Genomic DNA, 22,882 nt, shown 5'->3' on the forward strand with positions numbered 1-22,882 from the left:
GCGACAATATTCCGTGTGCGTCCCGTCCTCGCCGTCGTAGCCTTCATCCTCAACGATTGATGCGACAGAGGCGGCAGAACGGGATGAGCACCCAGCACACCTACCGAGTGATCGTGCGCGGCACCTGGGAGGGCCTGACGGACGAGGCCCGCGCCCGCTTGCTGGCCGAGGTGGAGCAGCACGGCCTGGAGGCGATGCAGTTCACCGAGGAGGGTTCGCTCAGCTACGACACGGTGCTCAAGCACTTCAGCTTCCGGTACGTGGTCGTGTCGGACGCCGAGGACGGCGAAGAGATGGCATCCGCGATCGCCGAGGACCGGGCGGAGACGACGCTGAAGGAGCACGGGTACGGCTACGGACGGCTGCGCTCCACCGCGACGGACATGGACACCATGAAGATCAACTACAAGCTCCAGCGGCACTGACCTGCGCGAGTGTCCGATGAGCCCAGTCCACGACCCCCACGCCGATCAGATGGCGTGAACGTCGGCGCCTCAGGATCTCAGGAGTCACGCATGTGGCCCTGACCGACTCCCGCCCCCACCGGAAGATCGAGTGCCGGTGGCGAGACGGCCACCGGCCCGGACACTTCCCGCCGTCACCCTCCGATCGCGTGGAAGTCCCGCCGCAGCGCCGTGAACCCGCGCTCCTCGCGGCTGGGATGGACGCGGTTCGTGAGCAGGATCGCGTAGCGGCCGTCCGCCGGGTCGAGCCACAGGCTCGTGCCGGTGAAGCCCGTGTGGCCGTACGAGGTCGGGCCGAAGGTGTCGCCCACCGGCGAACCGATCGGGTCCTGCCCCTGCCAGGCCAGTGCGCGGCGCAGGTTGAGGTGGTCGGTGCGGGGGGCCGTCATCAGGGCCAGGGTGTCCGGCTTCAGCAGCGGTGGGCCGCCGCCGAGCAGGGAGAGGGCGAGGCGTTCCAGGTCCGCGAGGGTGGAGAAGAGGCCCGCGTGCCCGGCGACGCCGCCGAGTACCACGGCGTTCTCGTCGTGCACCTCACCGACGACGGTCCGGCCGCGCCAGGGGCAGGCTTCGGTTGCCACCGCGCGTGCCCGGTCGGCGGATTCCGGCCGGAAACGGGTGTCGGTCAGGCCGAGGGGAGCGCTGACGAGGTCGGTCATCAGCTGGTCCAGGCCCTGGCCCGTGGCCTGTTCGGCCATGAGGCCGAGCAACATGAACCCCTGGGAGGAGTAGGTGACATGGGTACCGGGCTCGGCGGTGCGCGGCAGTGAGCCGAGCGCCGTGAGCAGGGACTCAGAGGTGGGGTGATCGCGGTAGAGCGGCACGCCCCCGGGCAGCCCTGCGGTGTGGTCGAGGAGTTGGGCGACCGTACGGGCGGCGTGCGGACTGTTGGAGTAGCGGGTGAGGTGGTGTCCCACGGTGTCGTCGAGGCCCACGACACCGCGGTCGACGAGAGCCATGACGACCAGGCCGACCATCGGCTTGGTCACGGACGCGAGGTCCCACAGGTCATGGCCGTCCAGAGCTGGTCCGTCGAGCGAGCGGGTGCCGGTCCAGCCCCGGTCGTACGGGCCTGCCGCGTCGCCCAGCGACCAGGTGGCGCCCGAGTAGAGGCCGCGCGCCCGGCCGTCCTCCAGCAAGCGTCGGCGGACGGCCGCGTGGTGCGCGGAGCCGGTCGCGTCGGGCCTGGTGCCTATCGGGCCGGTGGTCGTCCCGCGGTCGCCGATGGTCGATGCCGGCTGCCGCTCCTCGGCGTTCATCGCTTCTCCCCCGCCGCTTCGACTCCGTTCGCACTCCCCCTGCGGCCGTTGCCGCCCGTCCCGCCCGTGGGGCGCTCCGGGCCCGCGACCAGTCCGAGCCGTGCGCCGGGCAGGGCGGCCAGGCTCGCCGAGACCGCGGCCGCGGCGGAGCGCACCATCGGCCCGTACAGCTGTGCGGCCGCGTCGTCGAGAGTGAAGGCCACGCCGGTCAGCACGAGGGCGCCGACAGCGTGGCCCGTCGCGTCGCGCACCGGGGCGGCGAGCGCGCGCCGGTCGAGCCAGGTGTCCGTGCCGTCGAAGACATAGCCGTCGCGGGCCGCGGCGGCCAGGGCCGCGTGGGTCGCCTCATCGGCGGGGGCGCCGTCGGGGCCGGTCGACAGGGACTCGCTCTCCTCGGCCGGCAGGGCGGCAAGCAGGGCGAGGCCTGCCGCGCCCGCGGTCACCGGTTCGCAGAAGCCGGGGCGCAGGTCGAGCCCGAGTCCCTGGGCGGGCGCACGGACATCCAGGTGGATCACCGTACGGTCGTCGCGCACCGCGTAAGAGGCGAACAGGCCGGTGCGTTCGCGGAGTTCGTCGAGGACAGGGCTGACCCGGCGCAACGCGGCGTCGTCGGCGAGGACGCTCGCGGCGAGTCCGAGGAGCCGTGGCCCCGGCCGATAGCTGCCGCCCGTGGCAGGTTCGGCGTAGCCCGTTGCGGCGAGGGCGCGGAGCAGGCGGTGCACGGTGGGTTTCGCGAGTCCCGTGTGACGGGCGAGGTCTGCGAGACGGTGTGGCGCACCAGACCGCGCGAGGGCCGCCAGAACCTCCATGGCCTTGTCCACCGGTCCGGGCGCGGGCGGCGCGGTGTCCACGCCCGGGCCGTCGGAGGCGATGGTGGACGCTGCTGCGGAGGCCTGCTTCTGCGAACGACTGTTGACCGGTTTCCCCATGTGGCCTACCTTACCCGAACTGCATTCCATTCACCGGAACGAGTGTGTTGCCTAATGGAACGAATACGTGAAGAGGGAGTAGGCCGGCGCGTCGGCTGCTCCCGCCGTTCGGCGCTGCGCCTGTGTGGTCTCGCGGTGCCCGCCCTTGCAGCCCCGGCCCTGCTGACCGGGTGCGGCGCACCGTCGGCGGCCTCCGCAGGCAACGTGCTGCGGGTCTCCCAGCCCGGGGACCCCAAGACGATGGACCCGCACAAGCAGGGCGACATGACGTCGATGAACGCCCTGATCAACATCTTCGACACGCTCACCACGAGGGGCCGCGACAACACCCTCCAACCACGGATCGCCGTGTCCTGGAAGGCCGTCGAGCCGAAGGTGTGGCGGTTCGAGCTGCGGCGCGGGGTCACCTTCCACAACGGCGAGCCGTGCGACGCCGAGGCCGTCCGGTTCAGCATCAAGCGGCTGCTTGCCCCCGCCACCAAGTCGCCCATCGTGGAGCTGCGTTACGTCGAGGACGTCAGCGTGGTCGACCGGTACACGGTGGACGTGCACACTTCGGTGCACGACCCGATCCTGCCCGCGAAGCTGTCCCTGTTCGGCGGCGTCGTGGTGCCCCCGCGCTACCTGGCCGAGGTCGGCGACGAGGGGTTCGCCGCGCACCCGGTCGGTACCGGGCCGTTCACGTTCCGGCGTTGGCAACGTGACCACGAGCTGCGCCTGGCCGCCTACGACCACCACTGGCACGGCCGCCCGCACGTCGACGAGCTGGTCTTCGTACCCGCCCCCAACTCGTCGTCCGCGCTGGCCGCCCTGCAGAGCGGCGGCGTCGACATCGTGGCGGGCATGACCCCGGACGCCGCCGAACAGCTGGCCGGATACCCGGGCGTGCGGATCGGCCACCACACCGGAATCCGCACCTCGTACCTGTCGCTCGACACGCTGACCGCGGGACCGCTGCGCGACCGGCGCGTACGGCAGGCGCTCAACCACGCCGTCGACGTGCCCCTGCTCATCAAGGCGGTGCTCGGCGGCAACGCCACCGAGGTCCCGGCGATGATCCCGCGCGGCGCGTTCGGTTTCGACGAGTCCGTGAAGCCGTTCGAGCGTTCCCTCACCAAGGCCCGCGCGCTGCTTGCCGAGGCCGGGCATCCCGACGGCATCAGCACCTCGATCACCGCCTCCAACCTGGACGCGAACGTCGCCGAGGCCATCTCGGGCCTGCTGGCCCGCGCCGGCATCCGCGCCAAGGTGAACCTGCTCGACCCGGGCACGTACTCCCAGCGCCTGACCTCCACCAACCACGGCGCGCTCGGCCCGATGTACCTGGCCGCGTCCACCGTCTGGACCATGGACGGCGAGAGCATGCTCCAGTCGAACGTGCGCAGCGACCGCCGGCAGAGTCGCTGGCACCACAAGCGCGCCGACCGACTCGTGGACCGCGAGGAGCTGTCCGTGGATCCGGCCGTGCGCCGCCGCGCCTTCTCCGACCTGCAGCAACTGATCAAGGACGAGGCGCCGTTCGTGCCCCTGTACCAGATCGACAACATCTATGTGCACAACACCCGGCCGAGCTGGACGCCCGGCACCGCAGGGGTGCTGGACATGGCGAGCGCGAAGGTGGCCGTGTGATGAGCCGGACCCTGACCGCGCCCACCGCCCCCACCGCGCCCGTCGCCGGACACAGCCGGGCCTGGACCGTGCTGCGGCCCGCTGCCGCCCGCCTGGGCACCGCGCTGCTGGTACTGCTGTGCACCGCCACCGTCGTGTTCTTCCTGGTGCGTCTGTCCGGCGACCCGGTGAAGGTGATGCTGCCGCCCGATGCCACCGCCCAGCAGGAGAGCGTGCTGCGGCACAACCTGGGCCTGGACCGGCCGCTCGTCAAGCAGTATCTGGACTACCTGTGGGGCCTGCCGCGCTTCGACTTCGGCAACTCCCTCTTCTACAACCAGCCGGTCCGCGCGGTCCTCGCCGACCGCATCCCGGCAACCCTGCTGCTCGCGGCGGGCGCCCTCGTGGTGACGCTGGTGATCGCGCTGCCCGCCGGCACGATCGCGGCGATGCGCCGCGGGAAGGCCGCCGACCGCGGTGTGATCACGGCCGTCCTGATCGGCCAGTCGACACCCGCCTTCTGGGTGGGCATCCTGCTCATCCTCGTGTTCGCAGTCGGTCTGCACGCGCTGCCCGCCTCCGGGTACGGCACGTTCGCCCATCTCGTCCTGCCGTCGATCACGCTGGCCGTCTACTCGGTCGCCGTCGTCGCGCGGCTGCTGCGCTCCTCGCTGATCGACGTGCTCGGCTCCGACCACATCCGCACGGCCCGCGCCCGGGGCCTGGGCCCGGTGCGCACCGTGCTGCGGCACGGCATGCGCAACGCGTCACTGCCCGTGGTGACGGTCGTCGGCCTGGAGGTCGGCAGCCTGCTCGGCGGCGCGATCCTCACCGAGCAGGTCTTCTCCTGGCCGGGTGTCGGCCAGCTGACCGTGCAGGCCATCGCCAACCGCGACTTCCCCCTGGTACAGGGCACCGTGCTGCTGTTCGCCGCCACGTTCGTCGTGGTGAACCTGCTCGTGGACCTGTCCTACGGCCTCCTCGACCCGAGGGTGAGGAACTCCCGATGACCACCACCGCCCCCTCCGCCACCATTGCCGCACCCGCCCCCGCCGCGACCCAGCCGTCCGTGTTGCGCTCGCTGCTGCGCAACCGGCTCGCCACGATCGCGCTCGTCTTCCTCCTGCTGATCGTCGTGTGCGCGCTGTGCGCACCTCTGATCGCTCCCGCCGACCCGGGCGCCCAGAACCTCCTCGGCCGGCTCCAGCCCCCCGCCTGGCAGTCCGGCGGCGGCACGGACCACCTGCTCGGCACCGACCAGCTCGGCCGCGACCTGCTCTCACGGGTCATCTACGGCACCCGGGTCTCACTGCTCGTCGGCGCCGGCGCCGCCCTTCTCGCCGGTGTCATCGGTACCGTCGCGGGCCTCGCCTCCGGCTACCTCGGCGGCTGGACCGACCGTATCGTGATGCGCCTCGCCGACGTCCAACTCGCCTTCCCCGCGATCCTGTTGGCGCTCGCCGTCGTCGGCTTCGTCGGCTCGGGCCTCGGTTACGTGATCCTCGTGATCGGCATCACCGGCTGGGTGTCGTACGCCCGAGTGGTGCGTTCCGAAGTGCTGTCGCTGCGCACCCGCGACTTCGTCACCGAGGCCCGCGCGATCGGGGTCGGGGACCTGGCGATCATGCGCCGGCACCTGCTGCCCAACGTCATGGCACCACTGGCCACCATCGGCACCCTGCACATCGCGTCGGCCATCGTCGCCGAGGCATCGCTGAGCTACCTGGGCCTCGGCGTTCCGAAGGAGACGGTGACCTGGGGCGGCATGCTCTCCGACGGACAGCTCTACCTCGGCACGTCCTGGTGGATCGCCGTCTTCCCCGGCATCGCGCTCATGCTCACCTCGCTGTCCATCAACATCCTGGGCGACGCGCTGCGCGACGTCGCGGACCCGAAGGCGTACCGCCGATGACCGACTCCGCACAGACCCCACCGTCCGCGCCCGTCCTCGAATTCCGGGACCTGCGTGTCGACTTCGCGCTCGCCTCCTCGACCGTGCACGCGGTACGCGGGGTGAACTTCTCGGTCACCGCCGGCGAGACCCTTGCCGTGGTCGGCGAGTCCGGCAGCGGCAAGTCGGCCACCGCCCTGTCCGCGCTGCGCCTCAACCCCGAACCCCCGTGCGTGTACGCGGGCGGCCAGGTGCTGCTCGACGGCAAGGACGTACTCGCCCTGCGCGAGAAGGAGTTGCGCAAGGTCCGCGGCGCCCAGATATCCATGGTCTTCCAGGACCCGATGACCAGCCTCGATCCGTTGCAGCGGGTGGGCGACCAGGTCGCCGAGGTACTGCGGCTGCACGGCGACCACACCCGCGTCGAGGCCCGCCGGGCGGCGCTGACCGCACTGGACGAGGTCGGCATCCCCGACCCGGAACGGCGCTACGGCCAGTACCCGCACGAACTCTCCGGCGGCCTGCGCCAGCGCGTCATGATCGCCTCCGCACTCGTCGCCCGGCCCCGCGTCCTCATCGCCGACGAGCCCACCACTGCGCTCGACGTGACAGTGCAGCGGCAGATCCTGGAGCTGCTCGTACAGCTCCAGCAACGCCACGGCATGGCCGTCCTGCTGATCACCCACGACCTGGGCGTCGTCGCCGAGACCGCCGACCGTGTCGTCGTCATGCGGCACGGCGAGGTCGTCGAGACCGGCGACGTGGAACAGGTCTTCACGCGCCCCACCGCCTCGTACACACGCGATCTGCTGGCCGCCACTCCCCGACTGGAGCCCGTCGCATGACCACGACCCCGCTTCTGGAAATCGACGGCCTGCGCAAGGAGTTCCCCGGCCGCCCGCCGAGCGTCGCCGTCGACGACGTCTCCCTCACCGTCCGGGAGGGCGAGACCTTCGCCCTGGTCGGCGAGTCCGGCTGCGGCAAGACAACGCTGACCCGGCTGCTGCTCCGGCTGCTCGAACCCACCGCGGGCAGCGTGCGTTTCGACGGCACGGACCTGCTGGCTCTGAACGGCGCCGCGCTGCGGCCGCTGCGCCGGCAGATGCAGGTCGTGCTCCAGGACCCGTACTCCAGCATGAATCCGCGACTGCGGATCGCCGACATCGTCGGGGAGCCGCTCGTCACCCACGAGGAGTGGGCGCGCGGGCGGCGCGGCCGGGCCAAGGTGCGCGACCGGGTCGGAGAGCTCCTCGACTCCGTCGGTCTGGACGCGAGCATCCTGGACCGGTATCCGCACGAGTTCTCCGGCGGGCAGCGCCAGCGCATCTCCATCGCGCGGGCACTGGCCCTGGAGCCACGCCTGGTCGTGCTCGACGAGCCGACCAGCGCGCTCGACGTGTCCGTGCAGGCCCGCGTCCTCGACCTGCTCGCCGAACTCCAGGGTCGCCTCGGCCTGACCTATTTCTTCATCTCGCACAACCTGGCCGTCGTCCGTCAGATCGCCGACCGGGTGGCCGTGATGCGGCAGGGCCGCATCGTCGAGTCCGGCACCGCCGACCAGGTGTTCACCGCACCCGAGGACGCGTACACCCGGCGGCTCCTGGACGCCGTGCCGGTACCCGACCCCAGCCGCCGGATCCTGAGGAGCGTCCCGGCATGAAACCTGCGCTAAGGCCGAGGCCCCGACAGGACCAGGCCCGCCGCCCCGAGCAGCGCGCCGGTGTCCGCGGCCTCGCCGAGGACCACGGTGGGAGCCTCACCGCCGCCGAGCACATCGGCGCGCAGCCGGGACTCGACCATGGCCCGGAACGGTTCACCGCCGTCGAGGGCCTCGCCGTGCAGCACGAACAGGCCGCACGCGAACAGCTGCTGGACGGTGGCGAGGCCGAGCACCAGGTTCTCCGCGTAGCGCGCGACGAGATCACCGGCGGCCGGGGCGTCGGACGCCACCAGCGCCGCCAGTGTGGCCGCCTCCGGAGCGAGGCCGTGCTCGGCGGCGCGCTCGCGCAGCCAGCGGGTCGTCGCCACGGTCTTCCAGCAGCCGCGCCGTCCGCAGGTGCAGAGCCGGCCGCTCGCGGTGACCGTCATGTGGGCGCCGCTGCGCCCACCGGTCGGGGCAAGCACCTCCCCCGCGTAGAGGATGCCGACGCCGAGGACCTCACCGGTCGCGACGGAGGCGAACGAGCGGCGGCCGCGCCCCGCGCCGAACCAGCGATCGCCGAGCACCTGCACGCGCGCCCGGTGCTCGATCCGCACCGGCGCACCGGCCAGCCCGGCGAGCCGGTCGGCCACCGGGTAGCCGCGCAGCGCCGGGGCGTCGTTCGCCTCGATGATCCGGCCCGCCGCCGGATCCACCACACCGGCCGCGGCCACGCCGACGCCGAGCAGGGCCTGCCCTGCGAACACCACCGTCGCCTCCCGCAGGGCCGCGTCGACGACGGCCGGGTCGAGGCTGCGCGCGTCGAAGCGGGCCTGCGCCCGCTCGCGTACGGCTCCGGCGCGGGTGAGCAGCGCGGCACGCACCAATCCGGGCAGCACCTCGACGGCGCCCAGCACACCGACGTCCCGCCCGGCCGACTCGTCCGGACGCGGATCGGGTACCAACCGCAAAGGAATACGTTCATGCGCCATGCGCCGACTCTGTCATGCCATCGATCCGGGGAGACAGCGGCATGACCCACCGGAATCTGACCGAGGCCACCTGGCGCGAGACGCGGGCAGCGGCTCCCGACGCGATCGCCGTCCTGCCGATCGGTTCGCAGGAGCAGCACGCCGAGCACCTGCCGATGGGCACGGACACGATGCTCGCCGACGCCGTGGTCTCCCGCGCCCTGGCTCTGCTCGACGAGCGGGCCGCCGCCGGTGACGACGTGCCCGATCTCGTGCGGCTGCCGACGCTGCCGTACGGGCACAGCCCGCACCATCTGTTCGCGGCGGCGCTGACGCTGTCCGCGCCAGTGCTCGGCATGGTCCTCGACGAGCTCCTCGACTCGCTGGCCGCCTGCGGCTACCGGCGGGTGCTCGTCGTCAACGGACACGGCGGCAACGACGAGATCATGCGGCTCGCGGTCAAGCGGTTCGCGCTGCGCGCCGACGTGACGGCCGCGGCCTGCTCCTACTGGACGCTCACCGACACCGGCGAGCCCGAGCAGGACGCGGACGCGCCGGACGAGAAGCACGCCGCGCTGGTGCCCGGGCACGCCGGCTGGTTCGAGACGTCGCTGATGCTGGCCGCACAGCCGGAGCTGGTACGTGCCGAGCGCGCCCGGCACGAGCCGGTCGAGCCGCCGCCGCTGTTCGACAAGCCGCCCTACCCCGGTCTGACCGTGGAGCGGCACGGCGAGTGGGAGCGGGTGGGCGGCGCCACCGACGACGCGGCCGGCGCCGACGCCGCGCACGGCGAGCGCCTGCTCGACCGGCGCGCCCGCGGCCTGGCCCGCGCGGTGCTCGCCTTCGACGCCGCGTCGCGGCCCGTCGCGTGACCCTCCACCACTTCACACGTAAGGAACGTTCATGAAGATCACCGAGGTCGACGTCCACGTCGTCAATCTGCCGCTGGTCAACCCGTTCACCAGCTCGTTCGAGACAAAGACCGGGGAAACACGCACCGTGGTGCGCATCAAGACCGACTCCGGCGTGGAGGGCTGGGGCGAGACGATGTGGGGCCGCCCGGTCGCCGCGATCGTCCGCGACCTCGCCGAGGACCTGATCGGAACGAGCCCGTTCGCCCTGGAGTCCTTCCACCGCCGCCACCACATGGTGCCGTTCTTCTACGGCTACCTGGGCTACGCCGCCCTGGCCGCGATCGACGTCGCCTGCTGGGACGCCATGGGCAAGGCCACCGGGCAGTCCGTGACCGACCTGCTGGGCGGCCCGGTGCGCCACGAGGTGCCGCTGACCGCGCTGATCACCCGCGCCGACGCACCCGGCGCCGACGCGGGCGACCTGCCGCGCATGCTCGCCGAGCACACCGAGCGCGTGGTGGCCGAGGGCGGCTTCACGGCCGTGAAGCTCAAGGGCACCAAGGACGTACAGGGCGACGTCGCAATCCTTCGGGCAGTGCGCGCCGCCCTGCCCGAGGTGAGTCTGCGCGTGGACCCGAACGCCGCATGGTCGGTGCCCGACTCGGTGCGCGCCGGTATCGCCCTGGAGGAGCTGGACCTGGAGTACCTGGAGGACCCGTGCGTCGGGATCGAGGGCATGAGCCAGGTCCGCCAGAAGGTGCGCATCCCGCTGTGCACCAACATGTGCGTGGTCCGCTTCGAGGACTTCGCGCCCGCCATGCGGCTCAACGCGGTCGACGTGATCCACGGTGACGTCTACAAGTGGGGTGGTATCGCGCCGACGAAGGCGCTGGCCGCGCACTGCGAGACGTTCGGCCTCGGCATGAACCTGCACAGCGGCGGCGAGCTGGGCATCGCGACGGCCGCACACCTCGCGGTGGTTGCCAGCACCCCGGTGCTGTCGCGTGCCATCGACTCCATGTACTACCTGCACGCGGACGACATCATCGAGCCGCTCACGCTGAACAACGGCAGTCTGCGGGTGCCGGACGGTCCGGGTCTCGGCGTCACCGTCGACGAGGACAAGCTCCGCCACTACGCCGAGGTGAACGCGCGCGAAGGAGACCTCACCAATTGACCACCGACAGTCCCCTCCCCGGGCGCCACGCCATCACGACCGCCGGGGCGCCCGCGCCGATCGGCGGATACAGCCAGGGCGTCGCCGCGGGTCCGTACCTGTTCACCTCCGGCTTCGGTCCGCAGGACCCGGTCACGGGCGAGCTGGGCGAGACGATCGACGAGCAGACCCACCAGGTGCTCGCGAATCTGAGCGCTCTCCTGGCAACCGACGGGCTCACGCTCGATGACGTGGTGAAGGCGACGGTCCATCTCCAGGACGTGCACCGTGACTTCGCCGGGTTCGACCAGGTCTACCGGAAGCACTTCAGCGACCCGCGGCCGGCACGCACGACGGTCGGCTCCGAGCTGATGGGTATCCTCGTGGAAATCGACGTGGTGGCGCTGCGCCGGAACACCTGATCCCGGGTACGTGGGCCGGGCCGTCCGACGACAGCCCGGCCCGCAGCGCTTGACTCGCGCGATCGGTCCTTGCCGTCCGGAGCGATCCGCCCCACCGGACGCAGCAGCGCGCCTCGAAGGCGTCACGGTCCTCGAAGTCGATCGCCCGGTACGCAGCCGACGCCGATCCGGGGTCTGCGCCGGACTCGGCCTCGCGTCAGATCCTGTGAAGGGTCCGGTCGAAGCCGAGCACCACGGCCTTGATGTTCGGTGATCCCTTGCGGGAGATGACGGGCAGGATCCGTCGTCGACGCAGTTCGTCGCGGTGGGCGCCGGCCTGCTCGATGCGCAGATCGCCGTGGTCCCGTCACGGTCGGGTCACGGATTCGAATATGCCCGAAAAAGTTACCCTGGGAAAACAAACATGTACCCAAGGTCACAAATCAGTGTCTTGGGGGCAGCCGTGGCAGATGTTGTACTGGCCGGAATCCTGGGGGCCGTCGCCCTGGCGGTATTCCTCCTCCACTGGGCGCACCAGAGAAGTCGAGAGACCATCACCCAGCTGCGCGCAAAGGTAGCCGCACAGAGGACTGCAGCAATGCCGCCAGGCCGAACGTCCGCTGTAGCTGCCTCTGACGCCCCGGAGGAGCCGGTCGGCCGCAGCGGCGGTGCAGCCGCCCTTCTCGCCTCGTTCAGCGACCGAGCCCGGTCTGCCTGGAGGGGACATCGCACGGCCACCATCACGGTGACAGCCGCCACCGTCGCCATCGTGGGCGCGCTCGCCCTGACGTCGGGCGGGAGCACACCCCAAACAGCCACGGCCGCGCCGTCCGCCACTGCCTCGGGCGCCATCCCGGACGCCCGCCAGGACAAGAAGGGGGATGGTCAAAATACGGAGCACAGCCCCGCCGAAGAGGGAGACGACACGGGCGTCACCCATGACGACAGCAACGCGCGGGCGTTCTCCGGCCCCGGATCGGTGGCCCCCCTCGAGGGGGAGCCCACACCTGGGAGCAGCAGCACGCCCGCCTCCGGCGGCGAGGACCGGACCGAGCCGCCCACCGGAGGCACCCCGGCCCCGGACCGGACGACGGTACCCGGCCCGCCCGGGACCACCGCACCCGGCCCGGGCGCTTCCCCCGCCACTACGCCGCCATCTCCCACGCCGAAGCCCTCAGCGCCCCAGAAGCCGGACAAGTGTGACGGCGTGATCGACCTCCACCTGCCACTGCTGCCGGACGTCTGCCTCCTGTAGCGCAGAGGGCGGAGCGCGCAGCCAGTTCGGTGATCTCGGTCTGGAGCTGCTGCGACACGTGGCCGTCAGGTGGCCCGGGCTCAGGGGTTCCGCCCTCTGGCGATCGCTCCGCCATCGTCGTGGCGTTGCTACCGGCATCGGCGGCATGCTCGCCCTGCGCCAACTCCCCCGGCTCAAGCCCGAAGCAGACCGCGGATCGGAGACCGCGCAGGCCTCGTGACGCTCAAAGGCGCCTCCGGTCGCGGGAGGGCATATGCCGTTCCGTCACATGCCCTCCCGCGACTCACATCGGTTGGCCGTCGTGGGCAAGTACGTCCGCCCTCAACCGGGTCGAACGGTCGTGGAGACTGCCGGTCCGCCCAACGACATCACTTGGGCAGCCAGGCGCGCCACGTCGACTCGTTCTTGTCGACCCACTTCTTTGCCGCCTCCTGAGGTGAGAGCTTCTGATCGGCGATCATCAGAGCCACCTCGTTCTGCTCCTCGGTGCCCCAGGAGAAGTTCTTGAGGAACTGAGCCGCCTTGCCGCCGTTGCCGGCGAAGCGCGCGTTGAGGTACTTCTTCAGCGGCGTGTGCGGATAGGCGCACTCGACCTTCTCTGCGTCGGCGTCGCAACCGTCCTTGTACGGAGGCAGTTCGATCTCCGTCATCGGTACCTTCTCGAACAGCCACTGCGGCTTGTACCAGTAGGTGAGGAACGGCTTCTTCTCCTTGGCGAACTGCTTGATCTGGGTGATCTGCGCCGCCTCGGAGCCCGAGAACACGACCTGATAGTCCAGGCCGAGGTTCTTCACGAGCGCCTTGTCGTTGGTGACGTACGACGGAGAGCCGTCCAGCAACTGGCCCTTGCCGCCGCTCTCGGCGGTGCGGAACCGGTCGGCGTACTTGTTGAGGTTCTTCCAGTCGGTGACGTCGGGGTGCGCCTTGGCGAAGTACGTGGGGACGTACCAGCCGATGTGGCCGGTGACGCCGAGGTCCCCGCCGGGCGTGATCGTCTTCTTGTCCTTGACGTACCGGGCCTCCTGGTCCGGATGGCCCCAGTCCTCCAGGATGGCGTCCACCCGGCCTTGGCTGAGGGCGTCCCAGGCGGGCACCTCGTCGATCTGAACGGTGTCGACGCGGTAGCCCAGCTCGTGTTCGAGAAGGTATTGGGCCACGGCGGTGTTCGCCTGGGCGCCGACCCATGACTGGACCGAGAGCGTCACGGTCTTGGCGCCCTGCGCGTTGGCGAACGGAGAGGGCTGGCGCGTCATGTCCGCCGCCCCGCAGCCGGCAACGGCTACCAGACCGGCGGCGCAGACGAGCGCGATCAGAGGTGTGCGCAGACGAGCCATGTCAGGCCCCCTTTTCGGTGCGGCGCTGTGTCGGCTGCGTGACACGGTCGAGCATCAGGCCGAGGCAGACGATCGCGGCACCTGCGACCAGACCGGTCGCGAGGTCGCCCTGGGCGAGGCCGAACACGACGTCGTAGCCGAGAGCACCTCCGCCGACGAGACCGCCGATCACGACCACGGCGAGTACGAGGACGACTCCCTGGTTGACGGCGAGCAGCAGTGCCGGGCGGGCCAACGGCAGCTGGACCTTGCGCAGCTGCTGCATCCCGGTGGCACCGAGCGAACGAGAGGACTCCATGACGACGGGGTCGACGCTGTTCATTCCCTGCGTGGTGATGCGGACGACGGCGGGCAGCGCGTAGATGACGGCGGCGGCCACCGCCGGTGCGCGGCCGACGCCGAACAGAGCGACCACAGGGATGAGGTAGACGAACTGCGGCATCGTCTGGAACACGTCGAGCACCGGACGCAGCAGGCGTTCCACCCGCTCGCTCCGGGAAGCGGCGATGCCGACGGCGAAACCGATCACCAGGGTGACGGCGACGCCGGCCAGCACCTGGGAGAGCGTGTTGAGCGCCGGGTCCCAGACGCCGAGCACGCCGATCGCGGCCATCGCGAGGACGGCGGTCAGCGTGGTGCGCCAGGTGCCGATCACCATGGCGAGTACGGCGACCAGCAGGAGCAGTGCCCACCAGGGCAGCCACTGGAGCCCGTCGCGTACCGGATCGAGGATCCAGGTGGTGAAGTGGGCGGCCCAGTCCGCCGTGCCGCCGATGACGGGCACGCCGGAGTAGAGGTGGTCGGTCATCCAGCCGACGGCCTCATTGACCGGCTCGGCGATGCCGACGGTCCAGGCGTCGGGCCAGGTCGGCTTGGAGGCGAGCCGTGCCACGACGGCGGCGCCGACAGTGCCGGCCACCACGACGGCCCAGCCGGACCAGGCGGGCCCGGCCTGCGGGGCGGTGGTGCCGATGCGGGTGCCGGCTGCGGCGGTGACCCGGTCGAGGACGACGGCGAGCAGCACGATCGGAATGCCGGCGGCGAGCGCGGCGCCGACGTCGACGGAGGCGAGGGCCTGGTAGACGCGGTCACCGAGGCCGCCCGCGCCGATCACGGAGGCGATGACGGCCATCGACAGGGCCATCATGATCGTCTGGTTGAGGCCGAGCAGCAGTTCCTTGCGGGCGAGCGGAAGCCGGGCGGTGAGGAGCCGCTGCCGTCCCGTCGCGCCGAGCGAGGCCGCGGCCTCCATGACGCCGGCGTCGGCGTCGCGCAGTCCGAGCGCGGTCAGCCGGGCCATCGGAGGTGCCGCGTAGATGACGGTCGCCAGGACGGCGGCAGGCACACCGATGCCGAAGACCAGCACCACCGGCAGCAGGTACGCGAAGGCCGGCATGACCTGCATGGTGTCGAGTACCGGGCGCAGAGAGCGGAACACCCGGTCGGACAGACCGGCGGCCAGGCCGAGCAGTGCTCCGAGGATCACGGAGGCCAGGACGGCGACGACCATCAGCGCGAGGGTCTGCATCGTGGGCACCCACATGCCGAGCAGTGCGCAGAGGATGAACGCGGCGACGGCGGTGAGTGCGAGCCGGACGCCGGCGACCCGCCAGGCGATCAGACCGGCGGCGACCGTGACACCGGCCCAGCCGGCGGCGAGCAGGACCAGGTAGACGCCGCGTACGGACAGCACGACGGCGTTGCTGATGTGCCCGAAGAAGTAGAGGAACAGCGGGTGGGTGTCGCGGTTGTCGATGATCCAGTCGCTGACGTGCCCGAGCGGACCGGTCAGATCGACGGTCAGGCTCCCGGGCCATGTCCCGCCGCCGATGAGGAAGGCGCCGAGTATCAGCAGTGCGAGGGCGCCGACCAGCACGACGCCGGTGCGGTGCCGCGCGAAGGAGGAAGCCGGTGTGGAGGCGTCCAGCCCGGTGGTACGCGGAGTGGTGACAGTGGCGGTCATCGCGGCCACCCCCCGCTCGTGAGCCAGGAGGCCCGCGCGGCGGCCCGGCATTCTGGCGCGGACGGGTCAGCTGACGTATGGCCCGGCGGAGCCGAGCAGGTACTCACATGCATCACGCGGCCTCCTTCACGGCCGGTATCCCGGCTACGACGCCGAGCAGGCAGGCGTGGTCGACCACGCCCAGGCAGCGGCCGTCGTCGACCACGCGTGCGGTCCTGCCGGTGCGGACGACTGCCTCGATCGCATCGGAGACCGTGGTACCGGGTGCAAGTGCCGGGCCCGAGATGCTCTCCTCTCCGTCGGCGGGACGCATGGCTGTCTGCACCGTCAGGACCTGCTCACGCGGTACGTCGCGCACGAAGTCCCGTACGTAGTCGTCGGCCGGCGTCCCCACGATCTCCTCCGGAGTGCCCAGCTGCACGATCTGTCCGTCGCGCATGAGCGCGATGCGGTCGCCGAGCTTGAGCGCCTCGTTCAGGTCATGGGTGATGAAGACCATCGTTCGACCTTCCTCGCGGTGCAGGCGTACGACTTCCTCCTGCATGTCGCGGCGGATCAGCGGGTCGAGCGCGCTGAACGGCTCGTCGAACAGCAGCACTTCGGGGTCGACGGCGAGCGCACGCGCAAGTCCGACCCGCTGCTGCTGACCGCCGGAGAGCTGTCCGGGACGGCGGTTCTCCATGCCGTCGAGGCCGACCTTGGCGATGAACTCGGCCGCCCGCTCGCGCCGCTTCGCGCGGCCCATGCCCTGGATCTCGAGCCCGTAGGCCACGTTGTCGATCACCGAGCGATGCGGCAGCAGGCCGAAGTGCTGGAAGACCATGGCGGCGCGGTGGCGGCGTAGTTCGCGCAGCCGGCCGGCGTCCATCGACAGCACGTCCTCGCCGTCGATGGTGATCTCACCGGACGTCGGCTCGATGAGCCGGGTGAGGCAGCGCACGAGCGTGGACTTGCCGGACCCGGACAGGCCCATGACGACGAACACCTCGCCCTTGCGGACGTCGAACGAGACGTCGCGCACCGCTGCGGTGCAGCCGGTGCGCTCGCGCAGCTCGGCCGGGGTGAGCGCACCGAGTTCGGCATCACCGGGGACGCGGTCGGCCTTGGGACCGAACACCTTCCACAGGTCGCGTACGGAGAAAACGTGCGGCGGCGTGTTCATCAGGCATGACCCCCAGTAGTGGCACCGAGCAGATCTGCGCATTTCTCCCCGACCATCAGCACGCCGATCATCGGGTTGACGGTCGTCATCGTCGGGAAGACGGACGCGTCGGCTATCCGGATGCCATCGAGGCCCCGGATCGTCAGGTCAGGTTCGACGACGGCGAGTTCGTCGTCGGCCGCGCCCATGCGGCAGGTTCCGGCCGGGTGGTAGACGGTGTGCGCGACCTTGCGCGCGTACTCGCTGATGTCCTCGTCGGAGGTGATCTCGGGCCCCGGGCAGACCTCGCGCTTCAGCCAGCCGGCCAGCGGTTCCTGCGCTGCGATCTCGCGGGCGATCCTGATCCCGTCGACGAGCGTGCGGCCGTCGTAGTCGTCCTCGTCGGTGAAGTACCGGAAGTCGAGTGCGGGTTTGACCTCGGGGTCGGGACTGGTCAGGTACAGCCGTCCGCGGCTCTTCGGCTTCGGGATGTTCGGCGTCATCGACACGCCGTGCGCGGGCCGCTCATAGCCGAGGCGCTCGGGGTTGTCGGTGAACGGGATCTGGTAGAAGTGGAACATCAGGTCGGGACCCTGGCTGTTCGGATCCCGCCGTACGAACAGCCCGGCGTCGCTGTCCATCGCTGAGTTCTCGGGAATCGGCCCGTGCGTCTCCCAGACGATGACGGACTCGGGATGGTCGAGCAGGTTCTCACCGACACCCGGCAGGTCGTGCACCACGGGGATGCCGAGCTTCTCCAGCTCCGCGCGGTGCCCGATGCCGGAGTGCATCAGCAGCCGCGGGGTGTCCACCGCACCGGCACACACCACCACTTCTCGCCGCGCCCGCACGAGCCGCTCCGCACCGTCCTTGGTCCGCACGTGCACGCCGGTCGCACGCGTTCCTGCCAGCTCCAGCCGGAACGCCCAGGTCTCCAGGGCGATGTGGAGGTTCGGTCGGTCGAGGAAGGGGTGCAGATACGCCACCGACGCCGAGGAACGCTTGTTGTTCTCGGGATGGTAGGCGAGGTCGAAGAAGCCGACACCGTCCCGGAAGGCCTCCTTGTTGAAGCCCTCGACGCGCGGCACCCCGAGTGTGGTCTGCGCCGCGTCGACGAAGTCGCGGGCGATGGCGTTCCGGTCGGCCTCGTCGACGGGGACGATGTTGTTGCGCAGCTTGTGGAAGTACGGGTCCATCGACGCCGCGTCCCAGCCGGCCGCGCCCGCCTCGGCCCACTCGTCCCAGTCGGACGGCAGCGGCTTGAAGGCGATGAGGGTGTTGTGGGACGAACAGCCGCCGAGGACCCGGGCCCGGCTGTGGCGGATGTTCGAGTTGCCGCGGGGCTGCTCGGTGGTGGGGTAGTCGTAGTCCAGCTCACCGCCGAGGAGGCCCATCCAGCGGCGCAGGGTCAGGACGTCGTCCCGACCCACGTCGCTCGGTCCACCCTCGATGAGGGCAACGGTGATGTCCGGGTTCTCGGTGAGCCGGGAGGCGATCACCGAACCTGCGGTGCCGCCCCCGACGATGACGTAGTCGTAATCGGTCATGTGCTTCACCTCTGCTCCCGTTCAGCCCGCGAACCAGCGCACGGGGCGCGGGGCGAGGTTTTGGTAGATGTGCTTGGCCTCGCGGTACTCGGCCAGGCCCGTCGGGCCCAGCTCCCGGCCGATGCCCGACTTCCCGAAGCCGCCCCACTCCGCCTGCGGCAGGTAGGGGTGGAAGTCGTTGATCCAGACGGTGCCGTGGCGCAGCCGGCCCGCGACCCGGCGTCCGCGGCCCGCGTCCGCAGTCCACACGGCGCCGGCGAGTCCGTACTCGGTGTCGTTCGCGAGGGCGACGGCCTCGTCCTCGGTACGGAAGGTCTCGACGGTCAGGACCGGCCCGAAGATCTCCTCGCGCACGACACGCATGGATCGGTCGCAGTGGTCCAGAACCGTGGGCCGGTAGAAGTACCCGGGGCCTTCGGGACGCTCGCCACCGGCCCGCAGCACCGCACCTTCCTTCAGCGCGGAGGCCACGAACTCCTCGGTCCTGACGAGCTGCTGCTCGGAGACGAGAGGACCGCATTCGACACCGTCGTCGGTGCCGCGGCCGATACGGATCCTCGCGGCGCGCCGGGCGAGTTCGGTGACGAAGCGGTCGCGGACCAACTCCTCGATGATCAGCCGTGAACCGGCCGAGCAGACCTGCCCGCTGTGGATGAAGGCAGCGTTCAGTGCCTGGTCGACGGCGGTGTCGAAGCCCTCGTCGGTGGCGCACGCGTCCGCGAACACCACGTTGGGGTTCTTGCCGCCGAGTTCGAGCGCGACCTTCTTGACGGTGTCCGCGGCGGCCCGCATCACCTTCGTACCGCTGGCGAGTCCGCCGGTGAAGGAGACGAGATCGACGTCGGGGTGGTCGGCGATCCGGGCACCGACGGCGGCACCGGCACCGGTGACGATGTTGGCCACACCTGCGGGCAGTCCGGCCTCGACGAGCAGCGCGACGAGGGCGACGGTGGTCAGCGGCGTGATCTCACTGGGCTTGATCACAAAGGTGTTGCCCGCGGCAAGTGCGGGCGCGATCTTCCAACTGGCTTGGAGCAGCGGGTAGTTCCACGGCGTGATGAGTCCGCAGACTCCGACGGGCTCGTGCACGACGACGCTGTGAATCTCGTCGGATCCGGCGTCGACGACGCGTCCGCCGCTCTCGTTCATGACGAGGTCGGCGAAGTAGCGGAAGGCGTCGCGCACGCAGTCCACGTCGACGCGTCCCTCTTCGAGTGTCTTACCGGCGTCCCGGCACTCCAGAGCGCCGATCTCCTCCCGGTCGCGCTCCAGCAGGTCGGCCACCCGTCTGAGCAGTGCGGCCCGCTCCGCGACGGGCGTGTGCGGCCAGGGCCCCTGGTCGAAGGCCGCCCTGGCTGCGGCGACGGCGGCGTCCGTGTCCGCGACGCCACCCTCCGCGACGACGGCGAACGCCGTCGCGTCGACAGGGTCGAGAATCTCGCGCGTGGCGCCGGAGGCGGCTTCTCGCCACTCCCCACCCACGTGGATGGTCTTTTGTACAGACACGTCGATCCTCGACCTTCTTGAGCTGGTTTGTCTGATAAGGGGGCATCCCAGTGATCTGGTCCTCTTCCCCGGAAGGTGAAAGCCATGCGCAACGATTGACCGAAAGTGACTCGGCTCACGCGTGTGCGCTGCTGCGGAGGCACTCCGCATGCGATCCCCACGCCAGGCGGCAGGGTCGGGCCGGTCGGCACGATGCGCGGAGTTCCGGCCCGAGGCGGCTCCTCGGCGGGAAACGTCACCCGGTCCTTCCAAGGTCCTGGCCTCGATGCCGGGATTCGGCGTGAGGATCGGAGCCCGCATCCTGATCGAGGTCGGTGACGGCAGCACTTTCCCGACCGCCGGCCACCTGGCCGCCCACTGAGTGACAGGTGTGTATGGGGACGTTCTGTCTGTGAGGGCTGGGGCGAGCAGTTACCCTGCGGTCGTTTGAGGTGACACCGCTCGCAGCGAGTAGAGGATCGGGAGATATGTGTCGCCGAACGGGAACCGGTAGTTACCGTCGGGTCCCTTGGGTAGGATACGGCGTCCGTTGAAGTCGGCCTCGGTGTGCTCGCCGAGCCGGTCCACAATCAGCCCTGCGCCGGCGGCCGCCGTCACGATCTCGCCCACCGAATGCGGGTACTGGACCACCTCTTGCGATGCCATCGGCAGGTCCGGATCTGCATACGTGCCCGTTACGGCTTCACGCTGGGGTTGACCGCCGCCGTAGGGCCAGTCGGCCACGAGCGGTTCGTAGCTGGCCAGTGTCTGGAACGCCGGGTGCAGGTCGACCAGCACCAGCCTGCCGCCGGGCCGCAGCGCCATTGCCGCACCATGCATCCACGCATCGAGGTCTCCGATCCAGCACATCACCCCGTAGGTAGCGATCACCAGGTCAAACCTGTCCGCAAGGTCGGACGGCAGGTTCTGTGTGTCCGCCTCGACGAAATCGGCGGTCAGCCCAGCCCGCTCGGCAAGCTCGCGTGCCCGGACGATCGCCGTCGACGAGAAATCGACACCGGTGACCCTCGCGCCCAGCCGGGCCCAGTTGAGTGTGTCCATGCCGAAGTGGCACTGCAGATGTAGCACATCCTGGCCGGTCACATCACCGGCCAGCTCCAGCTCGATTCCGTAGAGCGTCTGCCGGCCGGCCAGGAACGAATCGACGTCGTAGTACTTGTCGTTGGGGGTCGTGCCGTGTGCCCGGGCGCGGGCATCCCAGAGGGCACGGTTCGCGGCGAGCTCATCATCAAGCGGCTTTCCATTCATGCCTGCAGTGTGGCAAAGCCCCCACCGGCTCCCCCAACTGCCCAGGCGGGCACCGACATAAGGCGCCCGCCCGTTCGCATTCCTGTCGGGGGAAACGATCGAGCGGGCTCCGGGAACCAACGCTACCGGTCCCGGCCGCCCCCTTCACTACCGTGCTCACTCGAGCCCAGGACAGCCAGAAAACGTCACCCAATCGAGGGGGTGGGGCCAGCAAAAACCGTTCGTAAGTGAGCACCTACCCGGTGAACTGCATCCACCGCTTGATGACCTTGGGCTCAGCCTCGGGTGCCGGCCACACCTGAATGCGGACCCTCTCGGTGGTCTCGGGGCTCTCGTCGGAGTCGACATCGACCTCGGTAACCGGACCCAAGTTGCTCCGGGACACGCGAAGGCGGGTCCATCCGGCAGGAACTTCAAACCTGTCAGCGTCAATCGTTCGGTGGGTCAGGCCGCCGAGCGGTGCCATGACCAATCCTCACAGTCGTTCGTACAGTGGCGCGCTCCACCTTGACGCCCTGAACCACGCCCGCTCCACGATGTGTGGGCCGAAGGCGGACGGGATGGCAGCAGGGACAGTTGTGGCTCCTGTCGGAGCCAGACCCGCGAGTCAATCGGAAACCTCAAATTGGGCACGGTAAGAGCGGCTAATGAGGCCTTGCCGGTGCCGCGTTGCGTGACTCACTGATCGTTTCAGAATGTGGACACGGCGTCATCTGAGGGCGCCCGGCCCGTGCCGCGCGCTCGTTGCCTCCGCTGTGAAAATCACTGTCCGATTGTCGGAACACGGTGATAGAGAGTCCATGTGACAACGACACTTACGTTCCCCGTTCTGTTGCGACTGATCGACGAACGGTCGACTGCCTTCCGCGCCGCGGTCGCCTCCGCGCCCAGCCTCGACGTACAGGTGCCGACCTGCCCCGAGTGGACGCTGTTCGATCTGGCGCAGCACATCGGCGAGGGGCGCCGCGCCTGGGCCGCCACCGTCGCCGCAGGGCCTGCTCCGGCCAAGTCCGCAGCGGAGGGCGCCCCGGCTGCGCCTCGGGAGCGCGAGGCCCTGCTGGCCTGGTTGGCGGAGTCCACGGAGCAACTGCTGGACGCATTGCGGAAGGCCGGCCCGGATCGCGGTTGCTGGACGTGGTGGGGTGCGTCCCAGTCGCCGCAGACCTGTGGCGCCGTCGCCCGGCACCAGCTCCAGCAGATCGCGGTGCACACCTACGACGCCCAGGTCACTGTGGGTGCCCCGGAGCCGCTGCCGGATGAGGTGGCACTCGACGGTGTCGAGGAGTTCCTGTCCACCTGCGTCGCAACGACGAGTGCCTGGCCGCACAAGCCCACTGCCTTCGACTTCCACGCCACCGAGAGCCACTCCTGGCGCCTCACGGTCGACGGCGACGGCGCACGCTCCACCCGTATCTCCGCGCCCGGCACGACGCCTGTCGCCGCTGCCGACGAGGGCCCGAACGCGGCTGGCGTCTCCGTTCGCGGCACGGCCAGTGAGCTGGTTCTCTTCGTGTACGACCGTATCCCGGCGGACTCCCTGCAGATCGAGGGAGACGCAGGTTTGTTCGACCTGCTCCGCGCGTGGGACCCGGAGGAGTAGGACGGGTGCTGTAGAGCGGCGAAGTAAGCCTTGTCAAGACTGCATGCGGCGTCTGACACCAGCGGCTGACACCAACAAGCACGAACCGCAGCGGTCAGCGCCGGACCTCAGTGAACGAT

21 protein-coding genes and 1 pseudogene are annotated in these 22,882 nt (G+C 70.2%); 12 read left to right on the forward strand and 10 right to left on the reverse strand.

The genetic code is table 11. From position 1 onward, the window contains the following. The first annotated feature begins 83 nt into the window (after positions 1–83). A complete protein-coding gene (locus OHB49_RS08580; protein ID WP_329159217.1) occupies positions 84–425 on the forward strand; it encodes a DUF6204 family protein in 342 nt (113 codons plus the stop codon). A 173-nt stretch (positions 426–598) separates the two neighbouring features. Here OHB49_RS08580 and OHB49_RS08585 read toward each other — a convergent pair whose 3' ends face one another. Together OHB49_RS08585 and OHB49_RS08590 are read right to left on the reverse strand one after the other, a co-directional pair. Beyond that, positions 599–1,720: a serine hydrolase domain-containing protein gene (locus OHB49_RS08585; protein WP_329159218.1), complete on the reverse strand. Its 1,122-nt coding sequence runs from the start codon at positions 1,718–1,720 to the stop codon at positions 599–601. Then, positions 1,717–2,649 (reverse strand): IclR family transcriptional regulator, encoded by a 933-nt coding sequence (locus OHB49_RS08590; RefSeq protein ID WP_329159219.1) that lies wholly within the window; start codon positions 2,647–2,649, stop codon positions 1,717–1,719. Before OHB49_RS08590 ends, OHB49_RS08585 begins: the two co-directional genes overlap by 4 nt. 54 nt (positions 2,650–2,703) lie before the next feature. Here OHB49_RS08590 and OHB49_RS08595 point away from each other — a divergent pair, with 54 nt between their 5' ends. From OHB49_RS08595 to OHB49_RS08615, 5 genes are read left to right on the forward strand one after another with little or no spacing between them, the layout of a single operon-like run. Beyond that, positions 2,704–4,278, forward strand: coding sequence for an ABC transporter substrate-binding protein (locus OHB49_RS08595; RefSeq protein ID WP_329159222.1), 1,575 nt, complete (start codon positions 2,704–2,706; stop codon positions 4,276–4,278). Next, a complete protein-coding gene (locus OHB49_RS08600; protein WP_329159224.1) occupies positions 4,278–5,267 on the forward strand; it encodes an ABC transporter permease in 990 nt (329 codons plus the stop codon). The genes OHB49_RS08595 and OHB49_RS08600 overlap by 1 nt, the downstream gene beginning before the upstream one ends. Beyond that, a complete protein-coding gene (locus OHB49_RS08605; protein WP_329159226.1) occupies positions 5,264–6,169 on the forward strand; it encodes an ABC transporter permease in 906 nt (301 codons plus the stop codon). The genes OHB49_RS08600 and OHB49_RS08605 overlap by 4 nt, the downstream gene beginning before the upstream one ends. Continuing rightward, positions 6,166–6,993, forward strand: coding sequence for an ABC transporter ATP-binding protein (locus tag OHB49_RS08610; RefSeq protein WP_329159227.1), 828 nt, complete (start codon positions 6,166–6,168; stop codon positions 6,991–6,993). Before OHB49_RS08605 ends, OHB49_RS08610 begins: the two co-directional genes overlap by 4 nt. Beyond that, complete coding sequence (locus tag OHB49_RS08615) at positions 6,990–7,808, forward strand: ATP-binding cassette domain-containing protein (protein ID WP_329159228.1); 819 nt, start codon at positions 6,990–6,992, stop codon at positions 7,806–7,808. Before OHB49_RS08610 ends, OHB49_RS08615 begins: the two co-directional genes overlap by 4 nt. A gap of 8 nt (positions 7,809–7,816) precedes the next feature. Here the strand turns inward: OHB49_RS08615 and OHB49_RS08620 are convergent, their stop codons facing one another. After that, positions 7,817–8,779: an ROK family protein gene (locus tag OHB49_RS08620; RefSeq protein WP_329159229.1), complete on the reverse strand. Its 963-nt coding sequence runs from the start codon at positions 8,777–8,779 to the stop codon at positions 7,817–7,819. Positions 8,780–8,820: 41 nt separating this feature from the next. Between OHB49_RS08620 and OHB49_RS08625 the strand changes: the two genes are divergently transcribed. The 4 genes from OHB49_RS08625 to OHB49_RS08640 all read left to right on the forward strand — a co-directional run bounded on the left by OHB49_RS08625 (position 8,821) and on the right by OHB49_RS08640 (position 12,424). After that, a complete protein-coding gene (locus OHB49_RS08625; protein WP_329159231.1) occupies positions 8,821–9,630 on the forward strand; it encodes a creatininase family protein in 810 nt (269 codons plus the stop codon). Positions 9,631–9,661: 31 nt separating this feature from the next. After that, positions 9,662–10,789, forward strand: coding sequence for a mandelate racemase/muconate lactonizing enzyme family protein (locus OHB49_RS08630; protein WP_329159233.1), 1,128 nt, complete (start codon positions 9,662–9,664; stop codon positions 10,787–10,789). Then, on the forward strand, positions 10,786–11,190 hold the full coding sequence (locus tag OHB49_RS08635; protein WP_329159235.1) for a RidA family protein: 405 nt from the start codon (positions 10,786–10,788) through the stop codon (positions 11,188–11,190). Before OHB49_RS08630 ends, OHB49_RS08635 begins: the two co-directional genes overlap by 4 nt. Before the next feature lie 724 nt (positions 11,191–11,914). Continuing rightward, on the forward strand, positions 11,915–12,424 hold the full coding sequence (locus OHB49_RS08640) for a hypothetical protein (protein WP_329159236.1): 510 nt from the start codon (positions 11,915–11,917) through the stop codon (positions 12,422–12,424). A 368-nt stretch (positions 12,425–12,792) separates the two neighbouring features. Here the strand turns inward: OHB49_RS08640 and OHB49_RS08645 are convergent, their stop codons facing one another. The 5 genes from OHB49_RS08645 to OHB49_RS08665 form a co-directional block, all read right to left on the reverse strand. After that, entirely contained in the window at positions 12,793–13,758 is a 966-nt protein-coding gene (locus tag OHB49_RS08645; RefSeq protein WP_329159237.1) for an ABC transporter substrate-binding protein, read from the reverse strand. A 1-nt stretch (position 13,759) separates the two neighbouring features. Next, positions 13,760–15,721 (reverse strand): ABC transporter permease, encoded by a 1,962-nt coding sequence (locus tag OHB49_RS08650; protein ID WP_329159238.1) that lies wholly within the window; start codon positions 15,719–15,721, stop codon positions 13,760–13,762. A gap of 112 nt (positions 15,722–15,833) precedes the next feature. Next, positions 15,834–16,883 carry a quaternary amine ABC transporter ATP-binding protein gene (locus OHB49_RS08655; RefSeq protein WP_329159239.1) on the reverse strand — a complete coding sequence of 350 codons (1,050 nt, stop codon included), beginning with the start codon at positions 16,881–16,883 and terminating at the stop codon, positions 15,834–15,836. Continuing rightward, positions 16,883–18,409 carry a GMC family oxidoreductase gene (locus OHB49_RS08660; protein WP_030971838.1) on the reverse strand — a complete coding sequence of 509 codons (1,527 nt, stop codon included), beginning with the start codon at positions 18,407–18,409 and terminating at the stop codon, positions 16,883–16,885. The genes OHB49_RS08655 and OHB49_RS08660 overlap by 1 nt, the downstream gene beginning before the upstream one ends. A gap of 21 nt (positions 18,410–18,430) precedes the next feature. Then, entirely contained in the window at positions 18,431–19,915 is a 1,485-nt protein-coding gene (locus OHB49_RS08665; protein ID WP_329159240.1) for an aldehyde dehydrogenase family protein, read from the reverse strand. 247 nt (positions 19,916–20,162) lie between these two features. Between OHB49_RS08665 and OHB49_RS45820 the strand changes: the two are divergent. Then, positions 20,163–20,273 (forward strand): annotated as a pseudogene (locus tag OHB49_RS45820) (transposase); the annotation flags it as partial. Between the two features lie 53 nt (positions 20,274–20,326). On the opposite strand, the gene OHB49_RS08675 reads toward OHB49_RS45820, so the two are convergent. Next, a complete protein-coding gene (locus OHB49_RS08675) occupies positions 20,327–21,163 on the reverse strand; it encodes a class I SAM-dependent methyltransferase (protein WP_329159243.1) in 837 nt (278 codons plus the stop codon). Positions 21,164–21,398: 235 nt separating this feature from the next. Beyond that, positions 21,399–21,548: a hypothetical protein gene (locus OHB49_RS08680; RefSeq protein WP_329159245.1), complete on the reverse strand. Its 150-nt coding sequence runs from the start codon at positions 21,546–21,548 to the stop codon at positions 21,399–21,401. A gap of 417 nt (positions 21,549–21,965) precedes the next feature. On the opposite strand from OHB49_RS08680, the gene OHB49_RS08685 reads away from it, so the two are divergent. Continuing rightward, on the forward strand, positions 21,966–22,763 hold the full coding sequence (locus OHB49_RS08685; protein ID WP_329159246.1) for a maleylpyruvate isomerase family mycothiol-dependent enzyme: 798 nt from the start codon (positions 21,966–21,968) through the stop codon (positions 22,761–22,763). Positions 22,764–22,882: the final 119 nt, after the last annotated feature.

Source organism: Streptomyces sp. NBC_01717 (assembly GCF_036248255.1).
GTDB lineage: Bacteria > Actinomycetota > Actinomycetes > Streptomycetales > Streptomycetaceae > Streptomyces.